29 protein-coding genes and 1 pseudogene are annotated in these 25,524 nt (G+C 72.3%); 20 read left to right on the forward strand and 10 right to left on the reverse strand.

The window, feature by feature from the left end; all coding sequences use genetic code 11:
• Window positions 1-32: 32 nt before the first annotated feature.
• Window positions 33-227 carry a hypothetical protein gene (locus BMY97_RS15770; protein WP_091617596.1) on the reverse strand — a complete coding sequence of 65 codons (195 nt, stop codon included), beginning with the start codon at window positions 225-227 and terminating at the stop codon, window positions 33-35.
• Window positions 228-367: 140 nt separating this feature from the next.
• On the opposite strand from BMY97_RS15770, the gene BMY97_RS15775 reads away from it, so the two are divergent.
• The 4 genes from BMY97_RS15775 to BMY97_RS15790 are packed head-to-tail and all read left to right on the forward strand — an operon-like array spanning window position 368 to window position 2,953.
• Entirely contained in the window at window positions 368-1,252 is an 885-nt protein-coding gene (locus tag BMY97_RS15775; protein ID WP_091617597.1) for a hypothetical protein, read from the forward strand.
• 42 nt (window positions 1,253-1,294) lie between these two features.
• Window positions 1,295-1,915, forward strand: a complete 621-nt coding sequence (gene hisH, locus BMY97_RS15780; protein WP_091617598.1) for an imidazole glycerol phosphate synthase subunit HisH — start codon at window positions 1,295-1,297, stop codon at window positions 1,913-1,915.
• A gap of 44 nt (window positions 1,916-1,959) precedes the next feature.
• The gene (gene priA, locus BMY97_RS15785; RefSeq protein WP_091617599.1) at window positions 1,960-2,691 is read left to right on the forward strand and encodes a bifunctional 1-(5-phosphoribosyl)-5-((5-phosphoribosylamino)methylideneamino)imidazole-4-carboxamide isomerase/phosphoribosylanthranilate isomerase PriA; all 732 of its coding nucleotides are present in this window, start codon (window positions 1,960-1,962) and stop codon (window positions 2,689-2,691) included.
• Window positions 2,651-2,953 (forward strand): DUF1330 domain-containing protein, encoded by a 303-nt coding sequence (locus BMY97_RS15790; protein WP_091617600.1) that lies wholly within the window; start codon window positions 2,651-2,653, stop codon window positions 2,951-2,953. The genes priA and BMY97_RS15790 overlap by 41 nt, the downstream gene beginning before the upstream one ends.
• Window positions 2,954-2,989: 36 nt before the next feature.
• Here the strand turns inward: BMY97_RS15790 and BMY97_RS15795 are convergent, their stop codons facing one another.
• The 3 genes from BMY97_RS15795 to BMY97_RS15805 are packed head-to-tail and all read right to left on the reverse strand — an operon-like array spanning window position 2,990 to window position 4,900.
• A complete protein-coding gene (locus BMY97_RS15795) occupies window positions 2,990-3,385 on the reverse strand; it encodes a PPOX class F420-dependent oxidoreductase (RefSeq protein ID WP_091617601.1) in 396 nt (131 codons plus the stop codon).
• Between the two features lie 19 nt (window positions 3,386-3,404).
• Complete coding sequence (locus BMY97_RS15800) at window positions 3,405-4,394, reverse strand: hypothetical protein (protein ID WP_091617602.1); 990 nt, start codon at window positions 4,392-4,394, stop codon at window positions 3,405-3,407.
• Window positions 4,391-4,900, reverse strand: a complete 510-nt coding sequence (locus BMY97_RS15805) for an RNA polymerase sigma factor (RefSeq protein ID WP_245787333.1) — start codon at window positions 4,898-4,900, stop codon at window positions 4,391-4,393. The genes BMY97_RS15800 and BMY97_RS15805 overlap by 4 nt, the downstream gene beginning before the upstream one ends.
• A gap of 82 nt (window positions 4,901-4,982) precedes the next feature.
• Here BMY97_RS15805 and BMY97_RS49350 point away from each other — a divergent pair.
• The 5 genes and pseudogenes from BMY97_RS49350 to BMY97_RS15825 form a co-directional block, all read left to right on the forward strand.
• A pseudogene (locus tag BMY97_RS49350) lies at window positions 4,983-5,228 on the forward strand (FAD-dependent monooxygenase); the annotation flags it as partial.
• Complete coding sequence (locus BMY97_RS15810) at window positions 5,214-6,095, forward strand: FAD-dependent monooxygenase (RefSeq protein WP_342744040.1); 882 nt, start codon at window positions 5,214-5,216, stop codon at window positions 6,093-6,095. The pseudogene BMY97_RS49350 and the gene BMY97_RS15810, both read left to right, overlap by 15 nt.
• A gap of 50 nt (window positions 6,096-6,145) precedes the next feature.
• A complete protein-coding gene (gene hisF / locus BMY97_RS15815; protein WP_091617605.1) occupies window positions 6,146-6,919 on the forward strand; it encodes an imidazole glycerol phosphate synthase subunit HisF in 774 nt (257 codons plus the stop codon).
• Entirely contained in the window at window positions 6,916-7,281 is a 366-nt protein-coding gene (hisI, locus tag BMY97_RS15820) for a phosphoribosyl-AMP cyclohydrolase (protein WP_091617606.1), read from the forward strand. The genes hisF and hisI overlap by 4 nt, the downstream gene beginning before the upstream one ends.
• Entirely contained in the window at window positions 7,278-7,640 is a 363-nt protein-coding gene (locus BMY97_RS15825; protein WP_091617607.1) for a DUF1304 domain-containing protein, read from the forward strand. Before hisI ends, BMY97_RS15825 begins: the two co-directional genes overlap by 4 nt.
• Before the next feature lie 9 nt (window positions 7,641-7,649).
• On the opposite strand, the gene BMY97_RS15830 is transcribed toward BMY97_RS15825, so the two are convergent.
• The gene (locus tag BMY97_RS15830; protein ID WP_245787334.1) at window positions 7,650-8,255 is read right to left on the reverse strand and encodes a TetR/AcrR family transcriptional regulator; all 606 of its coding nucleotides are present in this window, start codon (window positions 8,253-8,255) and stop codon (window positions 7,650-7,652) included.
• 96 nt (window positions 8,256-8,351) lie between these two features.
• On the opposite strand from BMY97_RS15830, the gene BMY97_RS15835 reads away from it, so the two are divergent.
• The 7 genes from BMY97_RS15835 (at window position 8,352) to BMY97_RS15865 (ending at window position 14,988) form a co-directional block, all read left to right on the forward strand.
• A complete protein-coding gene (locus BMY97_RS15835; RefSeq protein ID WP_091617609.1) occupies window positions 8,352-9,914 on the forward strand; it encodes an anthranilate synthase component I in 1,563 nt (520 codons plus the stop codon).
• A gap of 58 nt (window positions 9,915-9,972) precedes the next feature.
• Complete coding sequence (locus BMY97_RS15840; RefSeq protein ID WP_091617610.1) at window positions 9,973-10,485, forward strand: Trp biosynthesis-associated membrane protein; 513 nt, start codon at window positions 9,973-9,975, stop codon at window positions 10,483-10,485.
• Window positions 10,486-10,648: 163 nt separating this feature from the next.
• On the forward strand, window positions 10,649-11,458 hold the full coding sequence (trpC, locus tag BMY97_RS15845) for an indole-3-glycerol phosphate synthase TrpC (protein ID WP_091617611.1): 810 nt from the start codon (window positions 10,649-10,651) through the stop codon (window positions 11,456-11,458).
• Window positions 11,437-12,693 carry a tryptophan synthase subunit beta gene (gene trpB, locus BMY97_RS15850; RefSeq protein WP_091617612.1) on the forward strand — a complete coding sequence of 419 codons (1,257 nt, stop codon included), beginning with the start codon at window positions 11,437-11,439 and terminating at the stop codon, window positions 12,691-12,693. Before trpC ends, trpB begins: the two co-directional genes overlap by 22 nt.
• Window positions 12,690-13,481: a tryptophan synthase subunit alpha gene (gene trpA / locus BMY97_RS15855; RefSeq protein ID WP_091617613.1), complete on the forward strand. Its 792-nt coding sequence runs from the start codon at window positions 12,690-12,692 to the stop codon at window positions 13,479-13,481. Before trpB ends, trpA begins: the two co-directional genes overlap by 4 nt.
• A gap of 128 nt (window positions 13,482-13,609) precedes the next feature.
• Window positions 13,610-14,176 carry a Uma2 family endonuclease gene (locus BMY97_RS15860; RefSeq protein ID WP_091617614.1) on the forward strand — a complete coding sequence of 189 codons (567 nt, stop codon included), beginning with the start codon at window positions 13,610-13,612 and terminating at the stop codon, window positions 14,174-14,176.
• Between the two features lie 152 nt (window positions 14,177-14,328).
• On the forward strand, window positions 14,329-14,988 hold the full coding sequence (locus tag BMY97_RS15865) for an N-acetylmuramoyl-L-alanine amidase (RefSeq protein ID WP_091617904.1): 660 nt from the start codon (window positions 14,329-14,331) through the stop codon (window positions 14,986-14,988).
• A 3-nt stretch (window positions 14,989-14,991) separates the two neighbouring features.
• On the opposite strand, the gene BMY97_RS15870 is transcribed toward BMY97_RS15865, so the two are convergent.
• Entirely contained in the window at window positions 14,992-16,356 is a 1,365-nt protein-coding gene (locus tag BMY97_RS15870) for a type I glutamate--ammonia ligase (RefSeq protein WP_091617615.1), read from the reverse strand.
• Between the two features lie 66 nt (window positions 16,357-16,422).
• Between BMY97_RS15870 and BMY97_RS15875 the strand changes: the two genes are divergently transcribed.
• The 4 genes from BMY97_RS15875 to lgt all read left to right on the forward strand — a co-directional run bounded on the left by BMY97_RS15875 (window position 16,423) and on the right by lgt (window position 21,923).
• Entirely contained in the window at window positions 16,423-17,862 is a 1,440-nt protein-coding gene (locus BMY97_RS15875; RefSeq protein ID WP_245787335.1) for an APC family permease, read from the forward strand.
• Window positions 17,863-18,447: 585 nt separating this feature from the next.
• On the forward strand, window positions 18,448-19,587 hold the full coding sequence (locus BMY97_RS15880) for an amidohydrolase family protein (RefSeq protein ID WP_091617617.1): 1,140 nt from the start codon (window positions 18,448-18,450) through the stop codon (window positions 19,585-19,587).
• The gene (locus tag BMY97_RS15885; RefSeq protein WP_091617618.1) at window positions 19,584-20,759 is read left to right on the forward strand and encodes a M20 metallopeptidase family protein; all 1,176 of its coding nucleotides are present in this window, start codon (window positions 19,584-19,586) and stop codon (window positions 20,757-20,759) included. Before BMY97_RS15880 ends, BMY97_RS15885 begins: the two co-directional genes overlap by 4 nt.
• A gap of 75 nt (window positions 20,760-20,834) precedes the next feature.
• On the forward strand, window positions 20,835-21,923 hold the full coding sequence (lgt, locus tag BMY97_RS15890; RefSeq protein WP_245787336.1) for a prolipoprotein diacylglyceryl transferase: 1,089 nt from the start codon (window positions 20,835-20,837) through the stop codon (window positions 21,921-21,923).
• A 67-nt stretch (window positions 21,924-21,990) separates the two neighbouring features.
• Here the strand turns inward: lgt and BMY97_RS15895 are convergent, their stop codons facing one another.
• The 4 genes from BMY97_RS15895 to BMY97_RS15910 form a co-directional block, all read right to left on the reverse strand.
• The gene (locus BMY97_RS15895; protein WP_091617620.1) at window positions 21,991-22,860 is read right to left on the reverse strand and encodes a hypothetical protein; all 870 of its coding nucleotides are present in this window, start codon (window positions 22,858-22,860) and stop codon (window positions 21,991-21,993) included.
• A 28-nt stretch (window positions 22,861-22,888) separates the two neighbouring features.
• Window positions 22,889-23,935, reverse strand: coding sequence for a hypothetical protein (locus BMY97_RS15900; RefSeq protein WP_091617621.1), 1,047 nt, complete (start codon window positions 23,933-23,935; stop codon window positions 22,889-22,891).
• Between the two features lie 14 nt (window positions 23,936-23,949).
• Window positions 23,950-24,294 (reverse strand): type VII secretion target, encoded by a 345-nt coding sequence (locus BMY97_RS15905; RefSeq protein WP_091617622.1) that lies wholly within the window; start codon window positions 24,292-24,294, stop codon window positions 23,950-23,952.
• A gap of 129 nt (window positions 24,295-24,423) precedes the next feature.
• The gene (locus BMY97_RS15910; RefSeq protein ID WP_091617623.1) at window positions 24,424-25,209 is read right to left on the reverse strand and encodes an SDR family oxidoreductase; all 786 of its coding nucleotides are present in this window, start codon (window positions 25,207-25,209) and stop codon (window positions 24,424-24,426) included.
• Between the last annotated feature and the right edge of the window lie 315 nt (window positions 25,210-25,524).

Below are 25,524 nucleotides of genomic sequence, written 5' to 3' on the forward strand. Positions count from 1 at the left end.
CGGGCTCGCGGCGATGCGGTCCCCGCAGGAAATCACAGACGGCCCTCGTACCAGTGCGTGGTGTTGGTCACGTGGGGGTGGGCGGGCTCGAGCCGGTACCGGGTGTCGATGTCCACCCGCGAGGCCTGCGGCGGGATCCGCGGCGCCGCGAACTGGGGGAACGGCACGCTGTCGATGTCGTCTCGCCACGCCTGCAGCAGGTCGCACAGGAGGTCTGACTCGGACATTTCGCCCTCTTCACGGGTACTGGGGCGCCGGCGGCACCTCACGCGAACGAGTGACTACCCGTTCGGCGGCACGGCCAAACGGGGAGTCGTGCAAAAATCCGCGGGCCGCCGCCAAGGTCCCGTTCGCGAAGGAGCGAACCATGCGTCATTCGACGACGGCGGCGAAAGTGCTCGCCTTGTCCACCGCGGCCCTGCTCGGCTGCACCGGCCTCGCGTCCGCGAGCCCGGCCGCCTCGCTCGGCGGCTGGCACCGGACCGGCAAGACCGGCGTCGCCAATGCGGTCAGCGGTGAGGGCATCACCACGCTGCGGCGGCCCGGGCAGGCGCCGGAAACGGTGTACCGCAACGGGACCACCATCCCGCAGCCGCTGAAGGACGAGGGCTGGGGCCACGTCGGCGACCCGGACTCGCAGCGCGGCTACGTGTTCGACGTCTACCAGAACACCGTCGCGAACCCGCCGGTGAACAAGATGTACCTGGTCACCGCGCCTTCGGGGGAGACCACGGAGTTCGTCCACCCGCTGCAGGCCGACGAGCCGCCCGTGAACGCGAACGCCTACGCCGCGGTCAGCCCGGACGGCCAGTGGCTGGTCTCCGGCGCCCTCGGCGACGCGACCGAGATGTACGTCTCGCCGACGCCGTTCCTCAACCCCCGGGCCCCGCGCACGGCGGGCGACCTGCCGCTGGCCGCGCGGATCCACCTCGACCACACCATCCGCTCGGCGCAGGGCTGCGACTTCGTGTCCCCGACCCGGCTGCTGTGCGCCACCTCGGACTCGAACAACGACCTCTACCCGACCAGTTACCAGCTGCTCCAGGTCGACCTGCCGCGGCCGCTGGCCGGGCGCGACACCCGCGCGCACGTCAAGGAGCTCGGCCAGCTGCCGCTCGTCAGCACCTGCGCCGGCGCGTTCACCCCCGAGGGCGTCGACTACGACGCGCCCACCGGGACCCTGCGCGTGGAGGTCGTGCCGCCGAGCCCGTGCAACACGGTGACGGACGTCTACTCGTTCCAGCGCGGCTGAAAACCGCGCCCGCCCCCGGGCTACGCTGGTCCTGTGCCTCGTGTGGTGATCCTCGACTACGGTTCCGGCAACCTCCGCTCCGCCGAACGCGCCATCGCGCGCGCGGGCGCCGAGGTCGAGGTGACGGCCGACCCGCATGCCGCGGTCGAGGCCGACGGGCTGGTCGTCCCGGGGGTGGGTGCGTTCTCCGCCTGCATGGCGGGGCTGCTCGGCGTGGCCGGGCACCGGATCATCGGCAAGCGCCTCGCCGGCGGGCGCCCGGTGCTGGGCATCTGCGTCGGCATGCAGATCCTGTTCAGCCGCGGCGTCGAGCACGGCGAGGAGACCGAGGGCACGGGGGAGTGGCCCGGCACGGTCGAGCGGCTGCACGCCGACGTGCTGCCGCACATGGGCTGGAACACCGTGCGCGCGCCGTCCGGCTCGCTGCTGTTCTCCGGGATCGACGCCGGCGAGCGGTTCTACTTCGTGCACTCCTACGCCGCCCGCCGGTGGGAGCTGGATTCCGGGCTGGCCGGCCGCCAGCCCGAGGTGACCTGGGCGAACCACGGCGAGGACTTCGTCGCGGCGGTGGAGAACGGCCCGCTGTGGGCCACGCAGTTCCACCCCGAGAAGTCCGGCGACGCGGGCGCGCACCTGCTGCGCAACTGGCTCGGCACGCTGTAACCCCGCCTCCGACGGGTGGTGAGCACGGCCTTTAGGCTGTCCGCGTGACTTTCACGCTCCTTCCCGCAGTTGATGTGGCCGATGGCCAGGCGGTCCGACTCGTCCAGGGCGAGGCCGGCACCGAGACCTCCTACGGCAGCCCGCTCGAGGCGGCGCTCGCCTGGCAGCGCGACGGCGCCGAGTGGATCCACCTGGTGGACCTCGACGCCGCGTTCGGCAAGGGCAGCAACCGCGAGCTGCTGGCCGAGGTCGTCGGCCGGCTCGACGTGCAGGTGGAGCTGTCGGGCGGCATCCGCGACGACGCCTCGCTGGAGGCCGCGCTGGCCACCGGCGCCCGCCGGGTGAACCTCGGCACTGCGGCGCTGGAGGACCCGGACTGGACGGCGAAGGTGGTCGCGGCCTACGGCGACCGCGTCGCGATCGGCCTGGACGTGCGCATCACCGAGGCCGGCCACCGGCTGTCGGCCCGCGGCTGGACCTCCGACGGCGGCGACCTGTGGGAGGTCCTGGACCGCCTGGACCGCGACGGCGCCACCCGTTACGTGGTCACCGACGTCAGCAAGGACGGCACCCTGCGCGGCCCGAACCTCGAGCTGCTGCGCGAGGTGTGCGCCCGCACCGACGCCCCGGTGATCGCCTCCGGCGGAGTGTCCAGTGTGGACGACCTGCGGGCGCTGGCCGCCCTGGCCGGTGACGGGGTCGAGGGGTCGATCGTGGGCAAGGCGCTGTACGCCGGTGCGTTCACGCTGCCCGAGGCGCTGGCCGCCGTCCGCTGAGCTTTACCCCGCGGGTAATCGGTGCGGCTACCTCCCCCCCCCCGTCCACGGCGCCGAGGCGCGGGTGGTCGAGGGCAGCCGGGCGGGAGCACCGGTGGTGCTCGCGTTCCCGGATCTCGCGTGGTGGGATTCGCCCGCCTGCCGCGAGATCCTGCCGCTGCGCACCGACCACCTGGCCGGCGATGTCATCCTGGTCGAAGGGGCGGCCCCGGACCACGATTCCGCCGCGCCGGCCGCGAGATTCCGCGCCGCGGCGGCCTGAGCCACGGCCACCCGCGTTGCCGCGTCCGGCCGTGGCTCAGGCTTCCGGCTCGTCCAGGGCGATCGCGATGCCGATGGTGCGCTGGGGCCCGCCGCGCAGGCGGCTGAAGAACATCGTGACCTGGCCGACCACGCCGTACCCGCGGGCGATGGCGCGGCGGACTCGCTCACTGCCCTCGTCGTCGAGCAGGCGGGCGGTGCCGGTGGCCTTGGCGCCGTGCGTCTTCTTGCCGCGCACGTCGCAGGCCTGCACCTCGACGCGGCCGCCGGCCCGGATGCGCTTGACCTTGCCGGTGTCGCGTTCGGACCAGACCACCAGCTCCTCGCCGTCGCGCGCGGCCCAGACCGGGGACGGCACGGCCCGGCCGTCGCGGCGGAAAGTGGTCAGCACGACGTACTTCTCCGCCGACAGGCGCTCCAGCTCCGAGGACATGTGTCCACAGTAGCCGGATTCAGTCCGTGCCGAGCCAGGCGTAGTCCGGTGCCGGGTCGAGGACCACGGCGTTCGCGACGGCCACCAGTTCGTCCCGCGGCTGGCGGCCCGAGACCGTGAGCCAGTGGCCCGACGGCAGCTGGACGGCGACCATCCCCTCCAGCGGTCCGGCTGGTGCGCGGTAGGCGCCGGTGCCGCCGCGGACGGGGACCGGCGTCGTGCCGCCGAGCCCGGGGGAGCCCGCGCCGGCCGTCACGTGCAGGGCGGCCACGCGCGGGGCGGTGACGGCGCTCGCGTCGAACGCGGTGCTGCCGTCGCCGGGGGAAGCGCCCTGGACGGTCGTCGAAAACTCCTGCAGACCGCCGGGCAGCGGGCCGAAACGGGCCTCGCCGCGGACGCGGGCCGGATCGTCGGTGGTCACCGACTCGGCGACGTCCTGGGCCACCGCCCGAGCGCCGGGCACGGCTTCGACGGCCACGGTGAGCACGTGCCGGTCGTCGGCCATCCAGGTGAGCAGCGCGGCCGTGTCGGTGTCGCCGGTGACCATGCCGACCCGGCCGTTGACCACGACCTGGTCCTTCAGCGCGGCGATGCGCAGCGCGGTCTGCGACCAGTCCGGGTCCGCCGTGGAGTAGGCCGACAGCGTGATCCGGCTGGGCCCCGCCAGCCAGCGCCGCACCTGGGGCGTGATGCCCGGCCCGGACGAGCGGTACTGCTCGGTGAAGCCGTCCGGCAGCCAGCCCGGGGTGAACGACACGACCGGGCGGCCCGCGGCGGCGGTGACCTGCGCACCCGGCGCGGCGTGCAGCGCGATCGAGACCCCGGCGGTCACCGCGATCACGGCCGCGGCCACCGCGGCCAGCGCCAGCCGGGGACGGCCGCGGCGGCGGGTCTGCCGCGCGCGGGCCAGCGCGTTGCGCACCTCGTGCCCGTCGGGAGCGCGCTCGGCGAGCCGTTCGAGGCCCTCGCGCAGCAGCGTCTCGGTCTCGTGCTCGGACAGCTGGTTCATTCTCCGGCTCCGGTGGTGAGGACGGTGGGCAGCGGGCTGACGCAGGTGCGCAGGGTGGCCAGCGCGCGGGAGATCTGGCTGCGCACGGTCGAAGCGCCGCACCGCAGCACCTCGCCTATCTCGGCGTCGGAATAGCCCTCGTAGTAACGGAGCACGACCGCCGCGCGCTGCTTGCGCGGCAGCGTCGCGAGCAGCGCGAGCATCTCGTCGCGCGCGTCGTAAGCGGCGCTGGGGTCGGCCTCGGGCGGGCTGAGCGCGTCGAGCACTTCGTGGCTGGACGGGACCACGCGCCGTACCGCGCGCCGTCGCCAGGACAGGTACTCGTTGGTGACCATCCGGCGCACGTAGGTGGGCGGCGACTCGATCCTCGCCCAGTGCTGCTGGGCGCGCAGCAGCACGTCCTGGACGATGTCCTGCGCCAGGTACGGATCGTCGGTGAGGACGGTCGCGTAGCGCAGGAGCCCGTCGAGGCGGTCCTCGACGAACTCGTCGAAACTCGTGGTCACGTCCTTCGGACGCGCGAGGGGCCCGTTCTGCTGCATCCGGCCCCCAATTCGGTCCTGACCAGCATAGACTGATGATCGTGAACGAGCTGCGAGGGCGAGCGCGGCGGTGAAGGCCGCGGTGGTCGGCGGCGGGATCGGCGGGCTCACGGCCGCGATCGCGCTGCGGCTGGCGGGCCACGAGGTCACCGTCCTGGAGCGCGCGCCCGAGCTGAGGGAAATCGGCGCCGGGCTTTCGCTCGCGCCCAACGCGTTGCGGGCGCTGGACGCGCTCGGCGTGGGGGACCGGGTGCGGGCGCACGCCGCGGCGTCGGGGGTGACCGGCAACTTGCGGACGTCGTCCGGCCGGTACCTGCGCCGGTTCCGGGCCGGGCGCGACGAGCCGCTGGCCGCGTTCCACCGCGGCGAGCTGCACCGGGTCCTGCTCGAAGAGCTGCCGGAAGACGTCGTCCGCCCCGGAACCGAGGTCCGCGACGCGTCCGAAGTGGACGCCGACCTGGTGGTGGCCGCGGACGGTGTCCACAGTGGTCTGCGGCGGCAGCTGTTCCCCGCGGCGCCCGGGCCGGTGTTCCGGTACACGGCCTGGCGCGGCGTCACCGAGCCCGGTTCGGTGTGGCCGGCCGAGGGCTGTTTCACGAACGGGCGCGGCGCGTACTTCATGGTCCACCCGCTGCCGGGGAAACGGGTCTGCTGGGCGCTCGGGGCCGCCGCGGACACCCCGGGCGTGCGGTACCCGGACGAGCAAGCCGAGGTGACCCGCCGCGTCGCCGGCTGGCACCGGCCGATCCCGGAGCTGCTCGCCGCGACGGTGCCGGAGACCGTGCTGCACAACGACATCCTCGACCTGGAGCCGCTCGACGCGTTCGTCCTCGATCGGGTCGCGCTGCTCGGTGACGCGGCCCACGCCGTCGTCCCGGACCTCGGCCAGGGCGCGTGCCAGGCGATCGAGGACGCCGTCGTGCTCGCCGCCGCGCTGCGGACCGAGCCGGACGTGCCCGCCGCGCTGGCCGCGTACGACCGGGAGCGCCGCAAGCGCGCCGCGTACATCACGCGGACGGCGAGGAGCAAGGGCGTGGCGAACGTCTCCACCGCGTGGTGGATGCCGGTGCTGCTCGGCGCCCTCGTGCCGCTGATGCCGGCGTCGGTGATCCGGCGGCAGACGGAGCCGATCTGGGGCTGGTCGCCGCCGTCGCCGTGACGTGCTCCTCCCGGCGAAACCGGTCGCCGGTGGACGCTAGGCTGAACAGCATGTCTGTCGCGGTCAGGGTGATCCCGTGTCTCGACGTCGACGCGGGCCGGGTGGTGAAGGGGGTCAACTTCGCCGACCTGCGCGACGCGGGCGATCCGGTCGAGCTGGCGCGGCTCTACGACGCCGAGGGTGCCGACGAGCTGACGTTCCTCGACGTCACCGCGTCCTCGGGCAACCGCGAGACGACCTTCGACGTGGTCCGCCGCACGGCCGAGCAGGTGTTCATCCCGCTGACCGTCGGCGGCGGCGTGCGGTCGAACGACGACGTGAACCGGCTGCTGCGCACCGGCGCGGACAAGGTGAGCATCAACACCGCCGCGATCGCGCGCCCGGAGATGCTGCGCGAGGCCTCACGGCGGTTCGGGGCCCAGTGCATCGTGCTGTCGGTCGACGCGCGGCGTGTGCCCGAGGGCGGCGAGCCGACGCCGTCCGGCTTCGAGGTGACCACCCACGGCGGGCGCCGGGGCACCGGCATCGACGCGGTGGAGTGGGCCGCGCGCGGCGAGGAGCTGGGCGTCGGCGAGATCCTGCTCAACTCGATGGACGCGGACGGCACCAAGTCCGGTTTCGACCTCGGCCTGATCGAGATGGTGCGCGCGGCCGTGCGGGTGCCGGTGATCGCGAGCGGCGGGGCGGGCGCGGTCGAGCACTTCCTGCCCGCCGTGCGGGCCGGCGCCGACGCGGTGCTGGCCGCCAGCGTGTTCCACTTCGGACAGTTGAAGATCGGCGAGGTCAAGGCCGCGCTGCGCACCGGCGGGGTGGTCGTCCGATGAGCCTGGAAGAGGCCGTTTCCGCGCGGCTCAAGCGAAACGCGGACGGGCTGATCGCCGCCGTCGTCGTCGAGCACTCCACTTCGGAGGTGCTGATGATGGCCTGGATGAACGACGAGGCGCTGGCGGCCACGCTCGCCACGCGGCGCGGCACGTACTACTCGCGCAGCCGCCAGGAGCTGTGGGTGAAGGGCGAGACCTCGGGGCACGTCCAGCACGTCCGCGAGGTGCGGATCGACTGCGACGGCGACACCGTGCTGCTGCGCGTGGACCAGACCGGACCGGCCTGCCACACCGGCAGCCACAGCTGTTTCGACACCGAAGAGCGCCTGCTCCTCGCCGAAGAGAGTGAGAACGCCCTGTGACCGTCGTCGCGAACATCCTGGTGGGCCTCGTCGCCCTGATTCACGTGTACATCGTGATCCTGGAGATGTTCCTCTGGACCAGCCCGCGGGCCCGCGCGGCGTTCGGCACCACCGAAGCGTTCGCGCGGGAGAGCAAGACGCTGGCCGCGAATCAGGGGCTGTACAACGGTTTCCTGGCCGCCGCGCTGGTGTGGGGCCTGATCGCCACCGACCCGTCCGGCTTCCAGCTGAAGCTCTACGGCCTCGCCTGCGTGATCGTGGCCGGCCTCTACGGCGCGGCGACCGCGTCGAAGCGGATCCTGCTGGTGCAGGTCCTGCCGGCCGCGCTGGCGCTGGTGTTCCTGCTGCTGGCCCGCTGACGCCCCCGGTCAGTCGATCTCGCCGGTCAGGTACCGCTGCAGGTTCGGCGCGATCGCCGCGACCAGGGTCTCGACCTCGGCCGAGGCCATCGGCTCGAACCGGACGATGTAGCGGACCATGCCGACGCCCACCACCTGCGAGGCGCACAGCGTGACCCGCAGCTGGGCCCGGTCGGAGCCGAGTCCGCGGATCAGCTCGGTGAAGAACTTGCCGAAGAAGTCGTGCAGCACGGCGGCGGCCTCCTCGCGGTCGGCGACGCTGCGGATGAGGGCCCGGAAGACCGTGCCGCCGGCGCCGTCCCAGCGGGTGACGAAGGTGCGGACGATGCGCTCGCCGAACTGCTCGTCCGGGCCGTCGCGCAGGGCTTCGACCAGTTCCAGCGGGCTGAACGGCAGCTGGAGCACGGCCTGGGCGAACAGGCCCTCCTTGCCGCCGAACCAGTGGTTGACCATGGCCGCGTCCACGCCGGCGCGCGCGGCGATGGTGCGGACGGTCGCCCGCTCGTAGCCGTTCTCGGCGAACACCGCGCGCGCGGCGTCGAGCAGGGCGGTGCGGGTGTCCTGCCCGGCCGGCCGCCGGCCGCGGCGGCGGGCGGTAGTGTCCTCTGTGCTCACCGGGTCCATCTTGCCCTCTCCGAGCGGCTGAATTCAACAGTCACTGAATTCAGGGCCCGCCCACGGCGCGTTCCGGCCGAGCGGCACAATGAGCCCATGGTCAGCTCAGCAGCAGGCAGCCCGGCCGGGCCGGGCCCGGTCAGTCCCACTCGCGCGGAGTTCCGCGGCCTGGCCGAAAGCCGCCGCGTGATCCCCGTGGTGCGCAAGGTGCTCGCCGACGGCGAGACCCCGCTCGGCGTCTACCGCAAGCTCGCCGCCGACCGGCCGGGCACGTTCCTGTTCGAGTCGGCGGAGAACGGCGCCTCCTGGTCGCGCTGGTCGTTCGTGGGCGTGGACAGCCCGGCCGCGCTGACCGTGCGCGACGGCAAGGCCGTCTGGACCGGCACGCCGCCGGTCGGGCTGCCGGTCGAGGGCGACCCGCTGCAGGTCCTGCGCGCCACCGTCGAAGCACTGCACACCGAGCCGCTGCCCGGGCTGCCGCCGCTGACCGGCGGCATGGTCGGCTACATCGGCTACGACGCCGTGCGCTGGCTCGAGAAGCTGCCCGAGCTGGCCGAGCGCGACCTCGACATCCCCGAGCTGACCATGCTGCTGGCCACCGACCTGGCGGCGTTCGACCACCACGAGGGCACCGTCACGCTGATCGCGAACGCGGTCAACTGGGACGACTCGCCCGAGCGCGTGGACGCGGCCTACGACAGCGCGCTGGAACGGCTTTCGGCCATGACCGAGCAGCTGCGCGTGCCCGCGCCGCCGACCGTCGCGACGTTCGACCGGCCCGCGCCGGAGTTCACCCGCCGCCGCGCCAAGGAGGACTTCCACGCCGCGGTCGACAAGGCGGTGGAGGCGATCAAGGCCGGCGAAGCGTTCCAGGTGGTGCCCTCGCAACGGTTCGAGATCGAGACCGGCGCCGACGCGCTCGACGTCTACCGCGTGCTGCGCACCTCCAACCCGAGCCCGTACATGTACCTGCTGCGCCTGGAGGGCTTCGACATCGTCGGGTCCAGCCCGGAGTCGCTGGTCACGGTGCGGGACGGGCGGGCGACCACGCACCCCATCGCGGGCACCCGCTGGCGCGGCGCCGACCCGGAGGAGGACGCGCAGCTGGCCAAGGACCTGCTGGCCGACGACAAGGAGCGCGCCGAGCACCTGATGCTCGTCGACCTCGGGCGCAACGACCTGGGCAAGGTCTGCCGCCCGGGCACCGTGCGCGTGGTCGACTTCTTCCAGATCGAGCGCTACAGCCACGTGATGCACATCGTGTCCACCGTGACCGGCGAACTGGCCGAGGGCCAGACGGCGTTCGACGCGGTCACCGCCTGTTTCCCGGCCGGGACGCTGTCAGGGGCGCCGAAGGTGCGCGCCATGCAGCTGATCGAGGAGCTGGAGCCGGTGCGCCGCGCCCTGTACGGCGGTGTGGTCGGCTATCTGGACTTCGCCGGCGACGCCGACACGGCCATCGCCATCCGCACCGCGCTGATGCGTGACGGCGTCGCGTACGTGCAGGCGGGCGGCGGTGTGGTGGCCGATTCGGTGGCCGACTACGAGGACACCGAATCGCTGAACAAGGCGCGCACGGTGCTCTCGGCGGTGGCCGCGGCGCAGACCATGGTGCCCGCGGACCGGCTCGACCCGGCCGAGGACTCCGCCGGTGTCTGAGCCGTCGCCGGAACCCGTTGCCCAGCCTGGCGAACGACCGTCACGGCGTCCACTGTGGATGATCATCGTGGCGCTGCTGCTCGGCGCGCTGGCGCTGTGGGGCGCCTCGCGGCTGGCCTGGTTCGCCGAATTCCGCGACGAGGGCGTGCGCGGCACCGTGCTGTACACCGAAAGCGGCGAACAGCGGGCCACGGCGCTGGTGCCGCTCGCGCTGCTGGCGCTGGCCGGCGTCGCGGGCGTGATCGCGACCGGGGGCTGGGCGCGGCGCGTGCTCGGCGTGGTGCTGGCGCTGGCGGGCGTCGCCGGGGTCTGGAGCGGGGTGGCCGGGGTGCGGTTCGGCGGGTACGCCGCCGGACTGCCCGTCACCGAGATGCTCGCGGGCCGAGGGATCGCGGTGCTCGGCGGAATTCTCGTGGCGTTCGGCGGGTTGGCAGCGATCAAGGGCGCGGGGACCGCGCGGCGGCTCGGCGCCCGGTACGCCGCACCGGGCGCGAAGAAGGCCCGGCGCGATCCGGACATCGAGTTGTGGGACGCGCTTTCCGAGGGCGAGGACCCCACCGCGGGCCGCTGATCGCCCGGCGGGGAAGGGAATCACCGGCCGCGGCGCCACCCGGGACGGGCCGGTCTTCGAGCGGGGGTTAGCATCGTTTCGGCGGGAAGGGGAAGGTTTTTGTGAGCGACCTAGCGAAGGAATCGGTGGGCTCGACGGCCCCGGCACCGGGTGGGGGCACCCGGTGAGCGTGCTCGAGGACATCGTCGCCGGTGTGCGGGAAGACCTCGCCGTGCGCGAGGCGGCGCTGCCGTTCGACGAGCTGAAGGCGCGCGCGGCCAAGGCCCCGCAGCCCCGTGACGTGATGGCCGCGCTGCGCGAGTCCGGCATCGGCGTGATCGCCGAGGTGAAGCGGCGCAGCCCGTCGAAGGGCGAGCTGGCCGACATCCCCGACCCCGCCGCGCTGGCCAAGGACTACGAGGACGCCGGTGCGCGCGTGATCAGCGTGCTCACCGAGCAGCGCCGCTTCGGCGGCTCGCTGGCCGACCTCGACGCCGTGCGCGCCGCGGTGGACATCCCGGTGCTGCGCAAGGACTTCGTGGTCAGCCCGTACCAGGTGCACGAGGCCCGGCTGCACGGCGCGGACATGGTGCTGCTGATCGTCGCGGCGCTGGAGCAGAACGCGCTGGCGGCGCTGCTCGACCGCGTCGAATCGCTCGGCATGACCGCGCTGGTGGAGATCCACAACGCCGAAGAGGCCGACCGCGCGCTGGAGGTCGGCGCCAAGGTGATCGGCGTCAACGCGCGCAACCTGCACACGCTGGAAGTGGACCGGGACGTCTTCTCCCGCCTCGCCCCGGGGCTGCCGTTCGAGGTGTTCAAGGTCGCCGAGTCCGGCGTCCGCGGCCCGGGCGACCTGATGTCGTACGCCGGCCACGGCGCCGACGCCGTGCTGGTGGGCGAGGGCTTGGTGGCCTCGGGCGACCCGAAGGGCGCCGTCGTGAAGCTGGTCACCGCCGGTTCGCACCCGGCCTGTCCGAGGCCTTCGCGGTGACCGACGGGCAGCACGGCAAACACGACCCGGACGAGCGCGGCTACTACGGCCCGTACGGCGGGCGGTTCATGCCGGAGGCGCTGATCGGCGTGGTCGACGAGGTGGCGGCCGAGTACGACAAGGCGCGCCGCGACCCGGAGTTCGTCGCCGAGCTGAACCGGCTGCTGAAGGACTACGCGGGCCGCCCGTCGCTGCTGACCGAGGCCAAGCGCTTCGGCGAGCACGCGGGCGGGGCGCGGGTGTTCCTCAAGCGCGAGGACCTGAACCACACCGGCTCGCACAAGATCAACAATGTGCTGGGCCAGGCGCTGCTCACCCAGCGCATGGGCAAGAAGCGGGTGATCGCGGAGACCGGCGCCGGCCAGCACGGCGTCGCCACGGCCACCGCGTGCGCCCTGCTCGACCTGGAGTGCATCGTCTACATGGGCGAGGTCGACACCGAGCGGCAGGCGCTGAACGTGGCGCGGATGAAGCTGCTCGGCGCCGAGGTCGTGCCGGTCAAGACCGGTTCGCGCACGCTCAAGGACGCGATCAACGAGGCGCTGCGCGACTGGGTGACCAACGCCGACACCACGCACTACCTGTTCGGCACCGCCGCCGGGCCGTACCCGTTCCCGATGATGGTGCGCAACTTCCACCGGGTGATCGGCGAAGAGGCGCGCGAGCAGATCCTGGAGAAGGCCGGTCGGTTGCCCGACGTCGTCGCGGCGTGCGTCGGCGGCGGCTCGAACGCCATCGGCATCTTCTCCGGCTTCTACGACGACCCCGGGGTGCGGCTGGTCGGGCTCGAGCCCGGCGGCGAGGGCCTCGACGGCGACCGCCACGGCGCCACCCTGACCAAGGGCAGCCCGGGCAACCTGCACGGCGCGATGTCGTACCTGCTGCAGGACGAGGACGGCCAGACCGTCGAATCGCATTCGATCTCGGCCGGCCTGGACTACCCGGGTGTCGGCCCCGAGCACGCCTGGCTCAAGGATTCCGGCCGCGCCGAGTACCGGCCGGTCACCGACGCCGAGGCGATGGACGCGTTCCGGCTGCTCTCGCGCACCGAGGGCATCATCCCGGCGATCGAGTCGGCGCACGCGCTCGCGGGCGCGCTGGTGCTGGGCCGTGAGCTGGGGCCGGACGGCCTGATCCTGGTCAACCTCTCCGGCCGTGGCGACAAGGACATGGACACCGCGGCGAAGTGGTTCGACCTGGTCGACGCCCCCGAGGACTCCCAGGAGGGCAAGTGAGCGGCCTCGACGAGGTGTTCGCGGCGACGCGGGCGGAGGGCCGGGCCGCGCTGGTCGGCTACCTGCCCGCCGGATTCCCCACGGTCGAGGGCTCGAAAGACCTGCTGGCCGCGACGGTGGACGGCGGCGCGGACCTGGTCGAGGTCGGCGTCCCGTATTCCGACCCGGTGATGGACGGCCCGACCATCCAGGCCGCCGCCGAATCGGCGCTGGCCGGCGGCTTCCGGCTCAAGCAGCTGTTCGAGGTGGTCGAGTCGGTCTCGGCCCGCGGCGGCAAGGCCGTGGTGATGACCTACTGGAACCCGGTGCACCGCTACGGCGTGGACGCGTTCGCCCGCGACCTGGCCGCGGCCGGCGGCCTGGGCATGATCACCCCGGACCTCATCCCGGACGAGGCCGGCGAGTGGATGGCCGCCTCGCAGGCGCACGGGCTGGACCGGATCTTCCTGGTCGCGCCGTCCTCGTCGGAGGAGCGCATCGCGAAGACGGTCTCAGCGTCTTCGGGCTTCGTCTACGCCACGGCGGTCATGGGCGTCACGGGCGCCCGCGACGCGGTGGGCGTCCATGCGGAGGAACTGGTCCGCCGCACGCGCGCCCACACCTCCCTCCCGATCGGCGTCGGCCTCGGCGTCCGCTCCGGCGACCAGGCGGCCCAGGTGGGCTCCTTCGCCGACGCGGTGATCGTGGGCTCCGCGCTGGTGACGGCGGCGGCTTCCGGCCCGGACGGGGTTCGTTCGCTGGCTGGGGAGCTGGCGGAAGGCGTTCGCCGGGCGGTCACCCCGGCCTGATCGGCTCGCCGGAACTGTCGGTGGTCGTTCGTACACTCTCGGTGTGATGATCAACCGAGGGGGAAACGAGCGGGCATGGCAGACTGGGAATTCAGAGCGGCATCAAGCGCGGACGGTGGTGAACCGAGATGGCGGCTCCTGCTGAGCCCGAGTTCAGGGTGGCGAGCCGGCTGGACGGCTGGACCGTCGACCAGGTGCTCGCGCTGCCTGAGGAGCACACCTCCGGCAACCGGGTCGAACTGGTCGACGGGGTGCTCAACGTGAGCCCGGCCCCGACGTCGGCCCATCAGCGACTGCTGCAAAGGCTCCAGCTCGCTTTCGCGCCACGGCTCCCGGAGGGCACCGAGCTGCTGCCGGGTGTCAACGTCCGGTTCGGCGAGAAACGGCTGCTGATCCCCGATTTCGTCGTGCTGACCTGCCCCGCGGTCGACACAACCTGGTACTCGGCGACCGACCTGCTGCTGGTCGCGGAGATCGAGTCGCCGTCGACGAGGGTGCAGGATCGGATTCTGAAGAAGGCGCTGTATGCCGAGGCGCTGATCCCGTACTACCTGCTTGTCGACCCGGCTCAGGAGCCGGTGGCCGCCACCGTGTTCGGGCTGGACGGTGGGGAGTACGTGCCGATCGGGAAGAGCGAGGGCGGAGTGCTGGAGCTGGCGGAGCCGTTCGCGGCGCGGGTGGATCTTCGCGGCTGAGGGGCGGCGGTTCGCGCTGGAGCGGCGTTCCCCCGCGGCTGATTTTGGTGCGGGTGCAGGGTTCCCGCTGCTGCGATCGTGGGGGGTTCGCAGCGGCGGCTGGCGTTTGTACGAATCGTGTACGCCGGACGCGCACAGTCGCGGGCATGGCTATCGACATCGGACACTTGCCCCGGCGGGCGTTTCTTCGCGGTGCGGCCGGGATGACGGCCGCTGCGGCGGCGGGTCTGCTGCTGCCCGGCCTGGCGCGCGCGGCCGGCGAACCGCGGATCTACAGCTGCGCCGAGTGGGGTGCGCGGCCGCCCGCGGACCCGCTCACCACGCTCGACCACCCGGCCGACCGGATCCTGATCCACCACATCGACTGCCCCAACAGCACGGACTACTCGCTCGAGCACGCGTTCCAGGTCGCGCGCGACGACCAGGCCGACCACATCGACAACAACGGCTGGTCCGACACCGGCCAGCACTTCACCGTCTCCCGCGGCGGCTACCGCATGGAAGGCCGCCACGGCAGCCTCGACGCGCTGCGCAGCGGCGACAAGATCGTCCGCGCCGCGCACTGCCCCGGCCAGAACGACAACGCCATCGGCATCGAGAACGAGGGCACCTACATGACCGTCGAGCCGCCCGAGGCGCAGTGGTCGTCGCTGGTGGTGTTCTGCGCCTACATCTGCACGCAGTACGGCATCCCGGTCGAGGAGATCAAGGGTCACCGCGACTACTACAACACCGACTGTCCCGGCGACAAGCTGTATGCCCGGCTTCCCGAACTCCGGTCCGACGTCGCGGCGCAGCTGGCCACCCGCTGAAGCTCAGTGCAGCCAGCGCATCGCCGAGCACAGCGCTTCCGCGTCCAGCGAACCCAGCTCCGCGATCTCGCCGCGCCGCACGTCCATCAGCGTCGTGGCGAGTTCGGGGCCGAAGGCGGACTTCAGCGCGTCGTCGGCTTCGAACGCGGCCACGGCTTCGGCCAGCGACCGCGGCAGCCGGGTGACGCCCGCAGCCGTGGCTTCCTCCGGTGAGAGCGTGCCCGGGTCGACGTCGACCGGCTCGGGCAGGCGGGCGCCGGAATCGAGGCCGGCCAGACCGGCGAAGAGCAGGCTCGCGACGACGAGGTAGGGGTTCGCCGTCAGGTCGAAGCACTTCACCTCCAGGTTCGCCGCCGTGTCGCGCTCGCCGGGCGCGCCGCGGATCAGGCGCAGCGGCGCCTCGCGGTTTTCCAGTCCCCACGCGGTGAACGCGCCGGCCCAGTGGTGCGGCTCCAGCCGCAGGTAGCTGAGCACCGAGGGCGCGCCGACGGCCAGCAGCGCGGGCAGCCGCGCCAGGATCCCGGCCCCGAACGACGAGGCCTCGGCGGTCAGCCCGAACCGGCCGTCCCCGCCGGAGCACAGGTTCCGCGAGCCGTCCCAGACGCTCAGGTGCACGTGCCCGCCGTTGCCGACGCCGCCGGGCGCGAACTTGGGCGTGAACGACGCCCGCAGCCCGTGGTCGGCGGTCACCGTGCGGATCGTCTCGCGGGTCAGCACCGCGAGGTCCGCCGCCCGCACCGGGTCCGCGGCCGCCACGGACAGCTCGAACTGGCCCGCCGCGTACTCCGGGTGGACCTGCTCCACCTCGACGTGCTGACTGTCCAAAGCGGACACCAGCGCGCGCAGGTAGCCGGCGTTGCCGGCCAGCCGCGAGTAGCCGTACGCCGGGCCGGGCAAGGGATCGCCGTCGGGATCGGTGACGACCCACTCGGTCTCGAACGCCATCCGGGCGGAGTAACCGCGCTCGGCCAGACGCTCGACGGCCGAAGCGGCCAGCGCCCGCGCGTCCTGGGGATGCGGCGCGCCCTCCTGGTCGTACTTCAGCGCCGGCGCCCAAGCCCAGCCGGACGGCGAGGCGAGCACCGTCAGCGCGTCGAGGTCCGGGTGCAGCCGGAGGTCGCCGACCGGGCCGCGCGAGTACGCGCCGTCGGTGATCGTGTCCGTGCAGAGGAAGAAGTCGAACGAGTTGGACGCGCCCACTCCCCACGCGGCGGCGGCCGCGAGCCGGCCCACCGGCACCGCCTTGACCCGCGAGATCCCGGAATTGTCGACGAAGGTCAGCGCGACCAGCTCGACCCCCGCGCGCCCCAGCCGGGCGGCGGCTTCGGTGCCGCGCCGTGAAAGTTCCGCCCGATCGAGCTGGCTCATCGTGCTCCCGCGATGTTCACTGTGTACCGCGGACGAACCGTCCACGTTGGCTTCGAGGAGCGCATCGTGTCAGAACCGGCCGAAACCCGTCCAGCGCTGCGCCGCACCTTGTCCGTGTGGCAGGCCGTCGGCCTTTCGGTGGCGCTGATGGCCCCGAGCATGGCCGCCAACATCAACCCGCAGCAGACCGCGGCGGCGGCCGGTCGCGCCGTGCCGCTCGCGTTCCTGCTCTCCGCCGCCGGGGTGCTGCTGGTGGCGTACGGCTTCGTCCGGCTCTGCCAGTACTACCAGCACGCCGGCTCGGTGTACGCCTTCGTCGGCGCGACGCTCGGCCCGCGGGCCGGCGTCGTCTCGGGCATCGGGCTGCTCGGCACGTACACCTTTTACGCCGTGGTCACCAGCTCCGCGGCCGGCACGCTCGGCACGGCTTTCCTGACGCAGGTGGGGATCTGGCCGGATCCGCCGTGGTGGGGGCCGTTCGTGCTGACCGCGGTGGCGCTCGTCGGCAGCTGGCTGCTCGCCGTGGCGCCCGCGCGGCGCGGCACCAGCACCCTGCTCGCGGTGGAAGGCGCGACGATCGCGCTCATCCTGCTGGTCACCGTGATCATCCTGGTCCGGCTGATCGCCGGGAACGCGCCGGGCGGCGGCCGGTTCACCCTCGAGGTCTTCACCTTCACCCCGGACGCCGGGCTGTCCGGCGTCTTCCTGGGCGCGGTGTTCGGATTCCTTTCGTTCGCCGGGTTCGAGGCGGCCGCGACGCTGGGGGAGGAGACCCGCGACCCGCGCCGGAACATCCCGCGCGCCATCCTCGGCACGGCCATCTTCGGCGGCGCCTACTTCGTCATCGTCACTGCCGTCGAGATGATGGCGTTCCGCTCCGACGCCAAGGCCTTCCACGACTCGTCCTCGCTGCTGGGCGACCTCGGCGGCCGGTTCGTCGGCTCGTGGGTCGGCGACGTGATCAGCGTGGGCGCGGCGGTCAGCGCGTTCGGCTGCTGCCTCGCCTGCGTCGTCGGCGGCTCGCGGCTCCTGTTCGCCCTGGGCCGCGACGCCTTCGACGGCCGCGGCATCGGCCGCACGTCCGCGAAGGGCACCCCGGTCGCCGCCGTGACGGCCGTAGCACTGTCAGCCGCGCTGATCATCGTGGTGTGCGCAGTGTTCTTCGGCGCCACGGCAGCGGACACGTTCGCCTGGAGCGGCTCGATCGGCACCTTGATCCTGCTGGTGATCTACCTGCTCACCACCCTCGGCGCGATCCTGCTGCTGTTCGTGCGGCGCCGGATGCGCGTGCCGTGGTGGCACCTGGTCTTCCCGCTCGGCGCGCTCGCCGTCCTGGGCTACACGGTGTACGTGAACGTGGTGCCGTATCCCACGGAAGGCCCGGCCCGCTGGTTCCCGATAGCCGCCGGCGCAGTGCTGGTGCTGGCGGTGATCTTGGTGCTCGCGGCGCCCGGCCTCGCCCGCCGAGTGGGCGAAAGGCTGGCAGTCGCCGAAGGAGGCTCGTGAGGTTGTTGGCGCCCTCGCTCCGCTCGGACACGAACCCGGCTGCGTTGCGTTAGCATCCGAACTGCTGATCTCACGGCGTTGAGCGTGGCCGAGCAGGAAGCCGCCGACGCCGCGATCGTGGTCGACTGTTGATCAACCCCTGCTCCGCATTGACCGACGCCCAGCTCACGCAGGGGCGGTTCCGCAGAGCACGGGCGGCATCAGCGACATCTACGCCCAGCTGTGGATCGGGATCACGGATCAGCTTGCTTACTCGGTGGTCACCAGTATCACCGTCGGGGCGAACAAGGCGAACACGTGCGCCAGCGCGCAGAAGGTCGGCGAAGCGGTCATCGCGCACTTGAAGGGTGCTGCCTGAGCATTGTGAACCGAGCCGCGGCTATCCGGATGCAGCACGGTGACCGCGGCCGGGCAACGGGCGGGCGGAACGTGGTTCGCCGGGTCGTGCCGCAGGGGAGCCAGCGATCAGTCGGTGCGACGCCGGCCGGGCGGTTCGCGCCGTGTGGGTTCGGCTCTGGTCGCGGCGCGGGAGAAGGCGTGCTCGTAGGGTGAAGGGCAAAGCCTGGCGGTCGCCCAAGGAGGCCCATGACCGAGCTGCTGCCCTTCGTCGCCGAGTTGCCGTTGGTCGACCACCACTGTCATGGCGTGGTCGGCCGAGGGGTGGACCGCGCGGGTTTCGAGCGGATGCTCACCGAGGCGGACACCGTTTCGCCGTTGGGGACTTCGCTGTTCGATTCGCTGGTGGGCCTGGCCGTGCGCGAGCGGTGCGCGCCGGTGCTGGGCCTGCCGAAGCACGCGCCCGTCGCCGACTACCTCGACCGGCGGGCCGAGCTGGGGGCCGAGGAGGTCAACCGGCGGTTCCTGCGGGCCACCGGGACCACGGACTTCTTGCTGGACGGCGGTTTCCTGCCCGATTCATTGACCTCGACCGGGGAGTTCGCCGCGCTGGCGGGCGCCCGCGCGCACGACGTGGTCCGGCTGGAGCAGGTCGCCGAGGACGTGGTGCGCGCCGGGACCACGGCCGCCGGGTTCGCCGCGGACTTCGGGGCCGAGCTGGGCAAACGGGCCGCGAACGCGGTCGGGCTCAAGTCGATCGCCGCGTACCGCGTGGGGCTGGAGCTGTCCGGGGAACGGCCTTCGGGCGCCGAGGTCGCCGAAGCCGCCGGGCGCTGGCTGGCTCGCGTGGACGGCGGCGCGCCCGTCCGGCTGGCCGACGAGGTGCTGCACCGGCACCTCGTCTTCACCGGCCTCGACCTCGGCCTGCCCGTGCAGTTCCACGTGGGCTACGGCGACTCCGACGTCGACCTGCACCGCTGCGACCCGCTGCTGCTGACCGGCCTGCTGCGCGCCACCCGTGGCCACGGCGTGCCGATCCTGCTGCTGCACAACTACCCGTTCCACCGCAACGCCGCGTACCTGGCCCAGGTCTTCGAGCACGTGTTCGTCGACGCCGGGCTGATCACGCACAACGCCGGCTTCCGCGCGCCCGCGGTGCTGGCCGAGGTGCTGGAGCTGGTGCCGTTCGGCAAGCTGCTGTTCTCCACCGACGCGTTCGGCCTCGCCGAGCTGTACCACCTGGGCACGGCGCTGTTCCGGCAAGGCCTTTCCGACTTCCTGCGCGGCGCGCTGGCCGCCGACGCACTGTCCGAAGTGGACGCTGTCCGGCTGGCGCGGCTGGCCGGCCACGAGAACGCCGCCCGAATCTACCGCTTGGAGTCGCGATGACCGACCTGCTCACGAGCTGGCGTGCGGCGTTGGCGGAAGAACTGCCGGCGGCCGTCGAGCTGCGGCACCGGTTGCACGCCGACCCGCGGGCGTCCGGCGACGAGGACGACACCGCCCGCGTGGTCGCCGCGGCGCTCGGCCTGGGGGAAGGCGAGCGCGTCGCCAAAACCGGCCGGCTGATCCGGCTGCCGGGCGACCACCCCGGTCCCGCGGTGGCGCTGCGCGCGGAGATGGACGCGCTGCCGGTGACCGAGCGGACCGGCGCCCCCTGGGCGTCCGGCTCCGGCCTGATGCACGCCTGCGGGCACGACGTGCACCTCGCCGCACTGGTGGCCGTCGTCCGCGCCGCGCGGGGTTTGGACCTGCCGCGGCCGCTCGTCGCCCTGCTGCAACCGCGGGAGGAGACTTCGCCGTCCGGGGCGTTCGACATCGTCGAGTCCGGGGTGCTGGAGGAGCACGGCGTCGACACCGTGATCGGCGCCCACGTGCAGCCGAGGCTGGCGTACGGCGTGGTTTCGGCCGTGCCCGGGCCGGTGAACGCGTCGACCGACGAGTTCGAGGTGGTCCTGCACGGCCAGGGCGGCCACGCCGGGTATCCGCACCTGTTGCGCGATCCGGTGCTGGCGCTGGCCCAGCTCGTGGTGAGCCTGCAGCAGCTCGCCAGCCGCCGGATCGACCCGGTGCACGGCGCCGTCTGCTCGATCGGCCGGATCCAGGCGGGCACGGCGGCGAACGTGGTGCCCAATACCGCGAGCGCGCTCGGCTCGCTGCGGCTCATGCGCTCGGTGGACCGCGAGCACGCGCTGGAGGCGCTGGCCGAGATCGTGCACGGCACCGCGCGGGCCCACGGCTGCACCGCCGAGCTGCGGATCAGCCCGTGCGAGCCGGTGCTGGTCAACGACCCGGCGCTGGCCGTGGCGGCACAGGAGTGGCTGGTCCGCGGCGGCGCCGACGTCGACGTGGACTTCCGCTCCTTCGGCGCCGACGACTTCGCGCACTACTGCGGTGGCGAGAGCCGCGGGCTGATGCTCTTCGTCGGCCTCGGCGACACCGCGGGCGCGCCCAGCCTGCACGACGAGGTCTTCCTGCCCGAGGACGGCGCCGTCGCCCAGGTCGCGGGCGCGCTGATGGCCGGCTACCTGGCCGCGCTGGAGCCGGGCGGCTACGCGTGACCCCGCCGGCCGGGAAACCCGCGGGCCACCTTCCCGTCACCAGGCCTTCGGCGGCTCCCTGACCACAGTGGCGGGGTGACGCGCTACGGTGGCCGCGTGTATTCCGCCTCGGCAGCCTTCCTGGCCACGATCCCGAGCCCCGACCGCGGGGTCTGGCATCTGGGATTCATCCCGATCCGCGCCTACGCACTCTGCATCATCGCCGGCATCATCGTGGCGATCTGGTGGGGGGAGCGGCGCTGGGTGGCGCGGGGCGGCACCAAGGGGACCGTGATCGACGTCGCGGTGTTCGCCGTGCCGTTCGGCCTGGTCGGCGGCCGGCTCTACCACGTGATCACCGACCCCGAGCTGTACTTCACCGCGGGGCGCAACCCGTGGAACGCCTTCGCCATCTGGGACGGCGGCCTCGGCATCTGGGGCGCGATCGCCCTCGGCGCCGTGGGCGCGCTGATCGCCTGCCGCCGCAAGGGCATCCCGCTGCCGGCGCTGGCCGACGCGATCGCCCCCGGCATCGTCGCGGCGCAGGCCATCGGCCGTATCGGCAACTACTTCAACCAGGAGCTCTACGGCGCGCACACCGACCTGCCGTGGGGCCTGGAGATCTACCAGCGCTTCAACCCGGCCAACCCGGACGACACCCTCAACGGCATCGCCACCGGGCACATCCCCCTGCCGGACAGCCCGGTGCAGCCGACCTTCCTGTACGAGCTGATCTGGAACCTGCTGATCGCCGGCCTGGTGGTGTGGGCCGACCGCCGGTTCAAGCTCGGCCACGGGCGCGCGTTCGCGCTGTACGTCGCCGGCTACACCGTGGGCCGCTGCTGGATCGAGCTGCTGCGCACGGACACGGCCAACCACATCCTCGGCCTCCGGGTGAACGTGTGGACCTCGATCCTGGTGTTCCTCGGCGCGGTGATCGTGATGGTGGTGGCCAAGAGCCGCGGGCCGCGGGAGCTGCCGGAGACGTTGCGCAGCCGCGGGGACGAGCGTGACGCGGAGGCTGTTGAGCCGTCGGAGCAGCCGGAGTCCTCGGACGAGAAGCCCGAGCCGGCCGCGGAAGAGGCGACGGACGAGACACGCGACGAGATCACGGTCGACGCCGGATCTCCGGCAGCGTCGGCGACCTCGGCCGCTTCGGAGGCGGAGAAGCCCGAGAAGTCCTGACCCGCCCCGTTTCCGACAAGAGGCCCTCGTCCCCGGCCAGGGGACGAGGGCCTCTTGTACCGCGGGTTCAGCTGAGCAGCGAGTTGCCGAAGTAGTCGTCGTCATCGCCGCCGCGGTCTTCGCGGCGCGGGCGGCGCGCGGGCGGGTCCTGCCGCGGCGGTTTGCTGTCGCGGTCGCCCAGCGGGTCGGCGAACTCGTCTTCCTCCGGTGCGGTGAAACGGGGTGCCTCCGGCCGTTGCGGCGCGGTGGCGTGCCGGCTCTGGTCGGGCTCCGGCGAGGCCGAAGGCGCCGAGTACCCCCGGTCGCCCAAGGGATTGGTGAACTCTTCGTCCTGGGGCACCGGTTTCGGCTGGGGCGCCGCGTGCTGCGGGGGTGCGGCGTGCCGGCCGTGCTCGGGTTCCGGGGCGGCATGGTGCTCGGCCGGCGGCGGGGCCTGGTACGAGTCGGCGCTGCTCGCGAGCGGGTTCTCGTTCGAGAAGCCCGCGGGCGTCTCCGGCGCGGCCGGGTACGCCGAGCGCCCCGAGTCGGCGAGGTCGTTGCGTGAGCCGGCTCGGGCTTCGAGGACCTCCTCCGGGGTCAGGCCCTCTTCCAGCTCCTCGTAGATGTCCTTGCTCTCGCCGAGCTTCGCGCTCGCCAGCGCCCGCACCTCGGGGTCGGCGAACGCCCGCCCCGACGCGACGTCCTCCCATTTGAACTCGCCGGCGTCGACTTTCCGCTTCACCAGCCGCAGTTCGGCCGGGGCGTCCGGCTTCGAGGCGGCGGTCTTCAGCGCTTCGATCCGCTCCGGGGTATCCGGCCGCTGGACCGGCTTGAGCCGGATCTTTTCCAGGTCCTTCACCAGGTCCTGCGACTTGCGCGTGGTGCGGTCCAGTGCGGACTCGGCCTCGCGGATCTCCGGTGTCTTCCAGGCGTCCTGCGCGGGCGTGGGCCGTGACATGACGGCGTCCCTCCTGATCTTCGCTGTCTCAGTCGTCGATGCGGCCGCTGATCCGGCCGCTGCCCGAATGCGCCGGGGTGCGGTTGCTGCGGTTGTCCCAGTGATCCTGGTTCTTTTCGTGGTTCTCGCGGGTTTCCTTCACGCCTTCCTGGGCCTTGTCCTTGATCTCGCCGACGTCGTCGCGGATCCCCTTGGCGTTGTCCTTGATGTCCCCGACGTCGCCCGCGATGCCCTTGCCGATGTCGACCGCGTCGCCGAGGCTGCCGATGTCCTTGATCTTCGCCAGCTGCGACCCGATGTCCTTGATCGAGTTCCACAGGTCGCCGACCTTCTGGATGATGTCCTTGATCATGTCGACGATCGAGATCAGCGCGTTGATCAGCGGCAGGATCTCGGACAGGCCGGTGATCGCGTCGGCGACCCAGCCCGCGATCGGCACACACGCCTCGGCCGCCATCACGAGCAGCCGGTCGATCAGGCTCTTCAGCAGGTCGAGCGCCTTCTCCGCGAGCTTCTTCGAGGTGTCCGACAGCAGCTCGAAGCCCTTGGCGATCAGCTCCGCGATGCCCGCCTCCGCGGCGAGCCCGGCCCGCCAGCCGAGGTCGACGTACGCCTTGTGCGCGAGCGAAGCGGGACCGGTCCAGCTGTCGCCGAGGATCTTCTCGTTCCCCGTCATCACCCCGGAGAACGCCTTCATCGCCTCCGCGATGTTGCGCCACGCCTCGGCGTCGGCGGACATCTTCGAGAAGTCGCCGGTGATCGGCTCGATGAACTCCTGCGTGAGCGACTTCCCGGTGATCTGCTGGAAGATCCACTCGACCGCCATCACCTCGACGCCGGCATCCTTGACCATGGCCTGGATGTCGTCGCCGGACGTGTCCTCCGGCGGCTGGAGCTGCTCGGTGATCCCGCTGCCGTTGTCGAACCCGGCCGCGGTCGACCCGCCGGGACCGGGCTTCGCCGGCTCCTTCTTGTCGTCGCCGGAGTCGTCCTTCTTTTTCTTCTCTTCCTTCTCCGGCTTCTCCTTGGTGTGCTTGGTCTTGTCGGACCCGTGCCCGCCGCCGTGCTTCGCCATTTCCCTCCCCTTCCTCAGCTCTGGCCCTGGCCGGACGGGCCCAGGTCGTCCAGCGAGAGGCCCAGCTTCTTGAGGATCTCCGCGGACTTGGTGTCGTGCTGCTCGTAGGCGGTCGCCGCGGACTGGATGCCCTGGCTCATCGAGGTGAGCCGGGTGTGCCCGAACTGGAGGGTGTCGCCGTAGAGGTCGCGCACCAGGTCGACGACCGGGCGCAGCAGCATGAACAGGCCGGTGAAGCCCGAGGTGTCGCACGCGGTCGTGCGCATGTAGTCGTTGATCTTGTCGATTTGCGCGTGCAGTCCGTCCAGCACGTCCGCGTACTCACGCATGACGTCCGGTGCCACGTCGAAGTCGGCCACCGATTCCCTCCCCGTGATCGTCGGTCGACGAACACTATGGCAGGAGGTGATCACCCAGCGTGGGGCTTTCCGGAAAATCAGCCGGTCCGGCGACGAAAGCGGCGCCGGCGGGCGGGATCAGGGGTTCGATCAGAGGTCGGGCAGGCCCAGGTCGAGGTTCGGCGCCTGCAGGCCGCCGTCCACTTCGAGCACCTTGCCGGTGACGTAACCGCCGGCCGGCGAGACCAGGTAGACCACGGCCGCGGCGATGTCCTCGGGCTCGCCGATCCGGCGCAGGGGAGTGGCCTGCTCCATCTTCACGCGGATCTCTTCGTTGCCCACCACCAGTTCCAGCGCGGAGGTGGTCACCGAGCCGACCGAGATCGCGTTCACCCGCACCCGCGGCGCGAGGTCCACGGCCGCCATCCGCGTGTACTGCGAGAGCGCCGCCTTGGCCGTGCCGTAGGCGATGAAGCCGCGGCCCTGCACCCGGCCCATGATCGACGAGATGTTGACCACCGCGCCGCCGTGCTCCAGCAGCGCCGGGGTGGCCGCCGCGGTCAGCGCGTGGGCGGTGGAGACGTTGAAGCGAAAGGCTTCCTCGAGGAATTCCGTGGTGGTCTCGAGCAGCGGCCGGGGGTAGGTGCCGCCGACGTTGTTGACCACGATGTCGAGCCGGCCGAACGTGCTCGTCGCCGCTTCCGCGAGGGCAGCCGTGGCGGCGGGGTCGCTCAGGTCGGCGGCCACCACGTGCGCCCGGCGCCCGGCGGCGGCGACCCGCTCGGCGACCTCGTGGAGCTGGGATTCGGTGCGGGAGGAGATGACCACGTCCGCGCCCGCTTCGGCCAGCGCCACCGCGGTGGCCGCGCCGAGCCCGCGGCCCGCGCCGGTGACCACCGCGACCTGATCTGTGAGCCGGAACCGGTCGAGGATCATGCGGCGGACGTTAACACGTTTCACTCAGTGGTGGCAGCCGTCACTTCGGCAGACTCTGCGCAGCGGCGCGGACACGCTGGGTCGCTGTAATCTTCCTGACCCGCCGGAAACGGGAACGGCCGGTTAGACTTGACGGCACTGCTCCGGATCAGGTAGTTAGCAGGGCGAACTACTCCGATCCCATCAAGAACTACGTCGTTCTCAGCAGCCAGATCGTTACCGTTCACCGCCGTTCGGGCCGCTCCGAGGCGCTGCTGCAGTGTTTCCCAGGTGTTAAAGTCGCGCTAACAAGCGGGCCATCGTCGTCCCGTGCGC

This window comes from Amycolatopsis saalfeldensis, assembly GCF_900110575.1.
Taxonomy (GTDB): Bacteria; Actinomycetota; Actinomycetes; order Mycobacteriales; family Pseudonocardiaceae; genus Amycolatopsis; species Amycolatopsis saalfeldensis.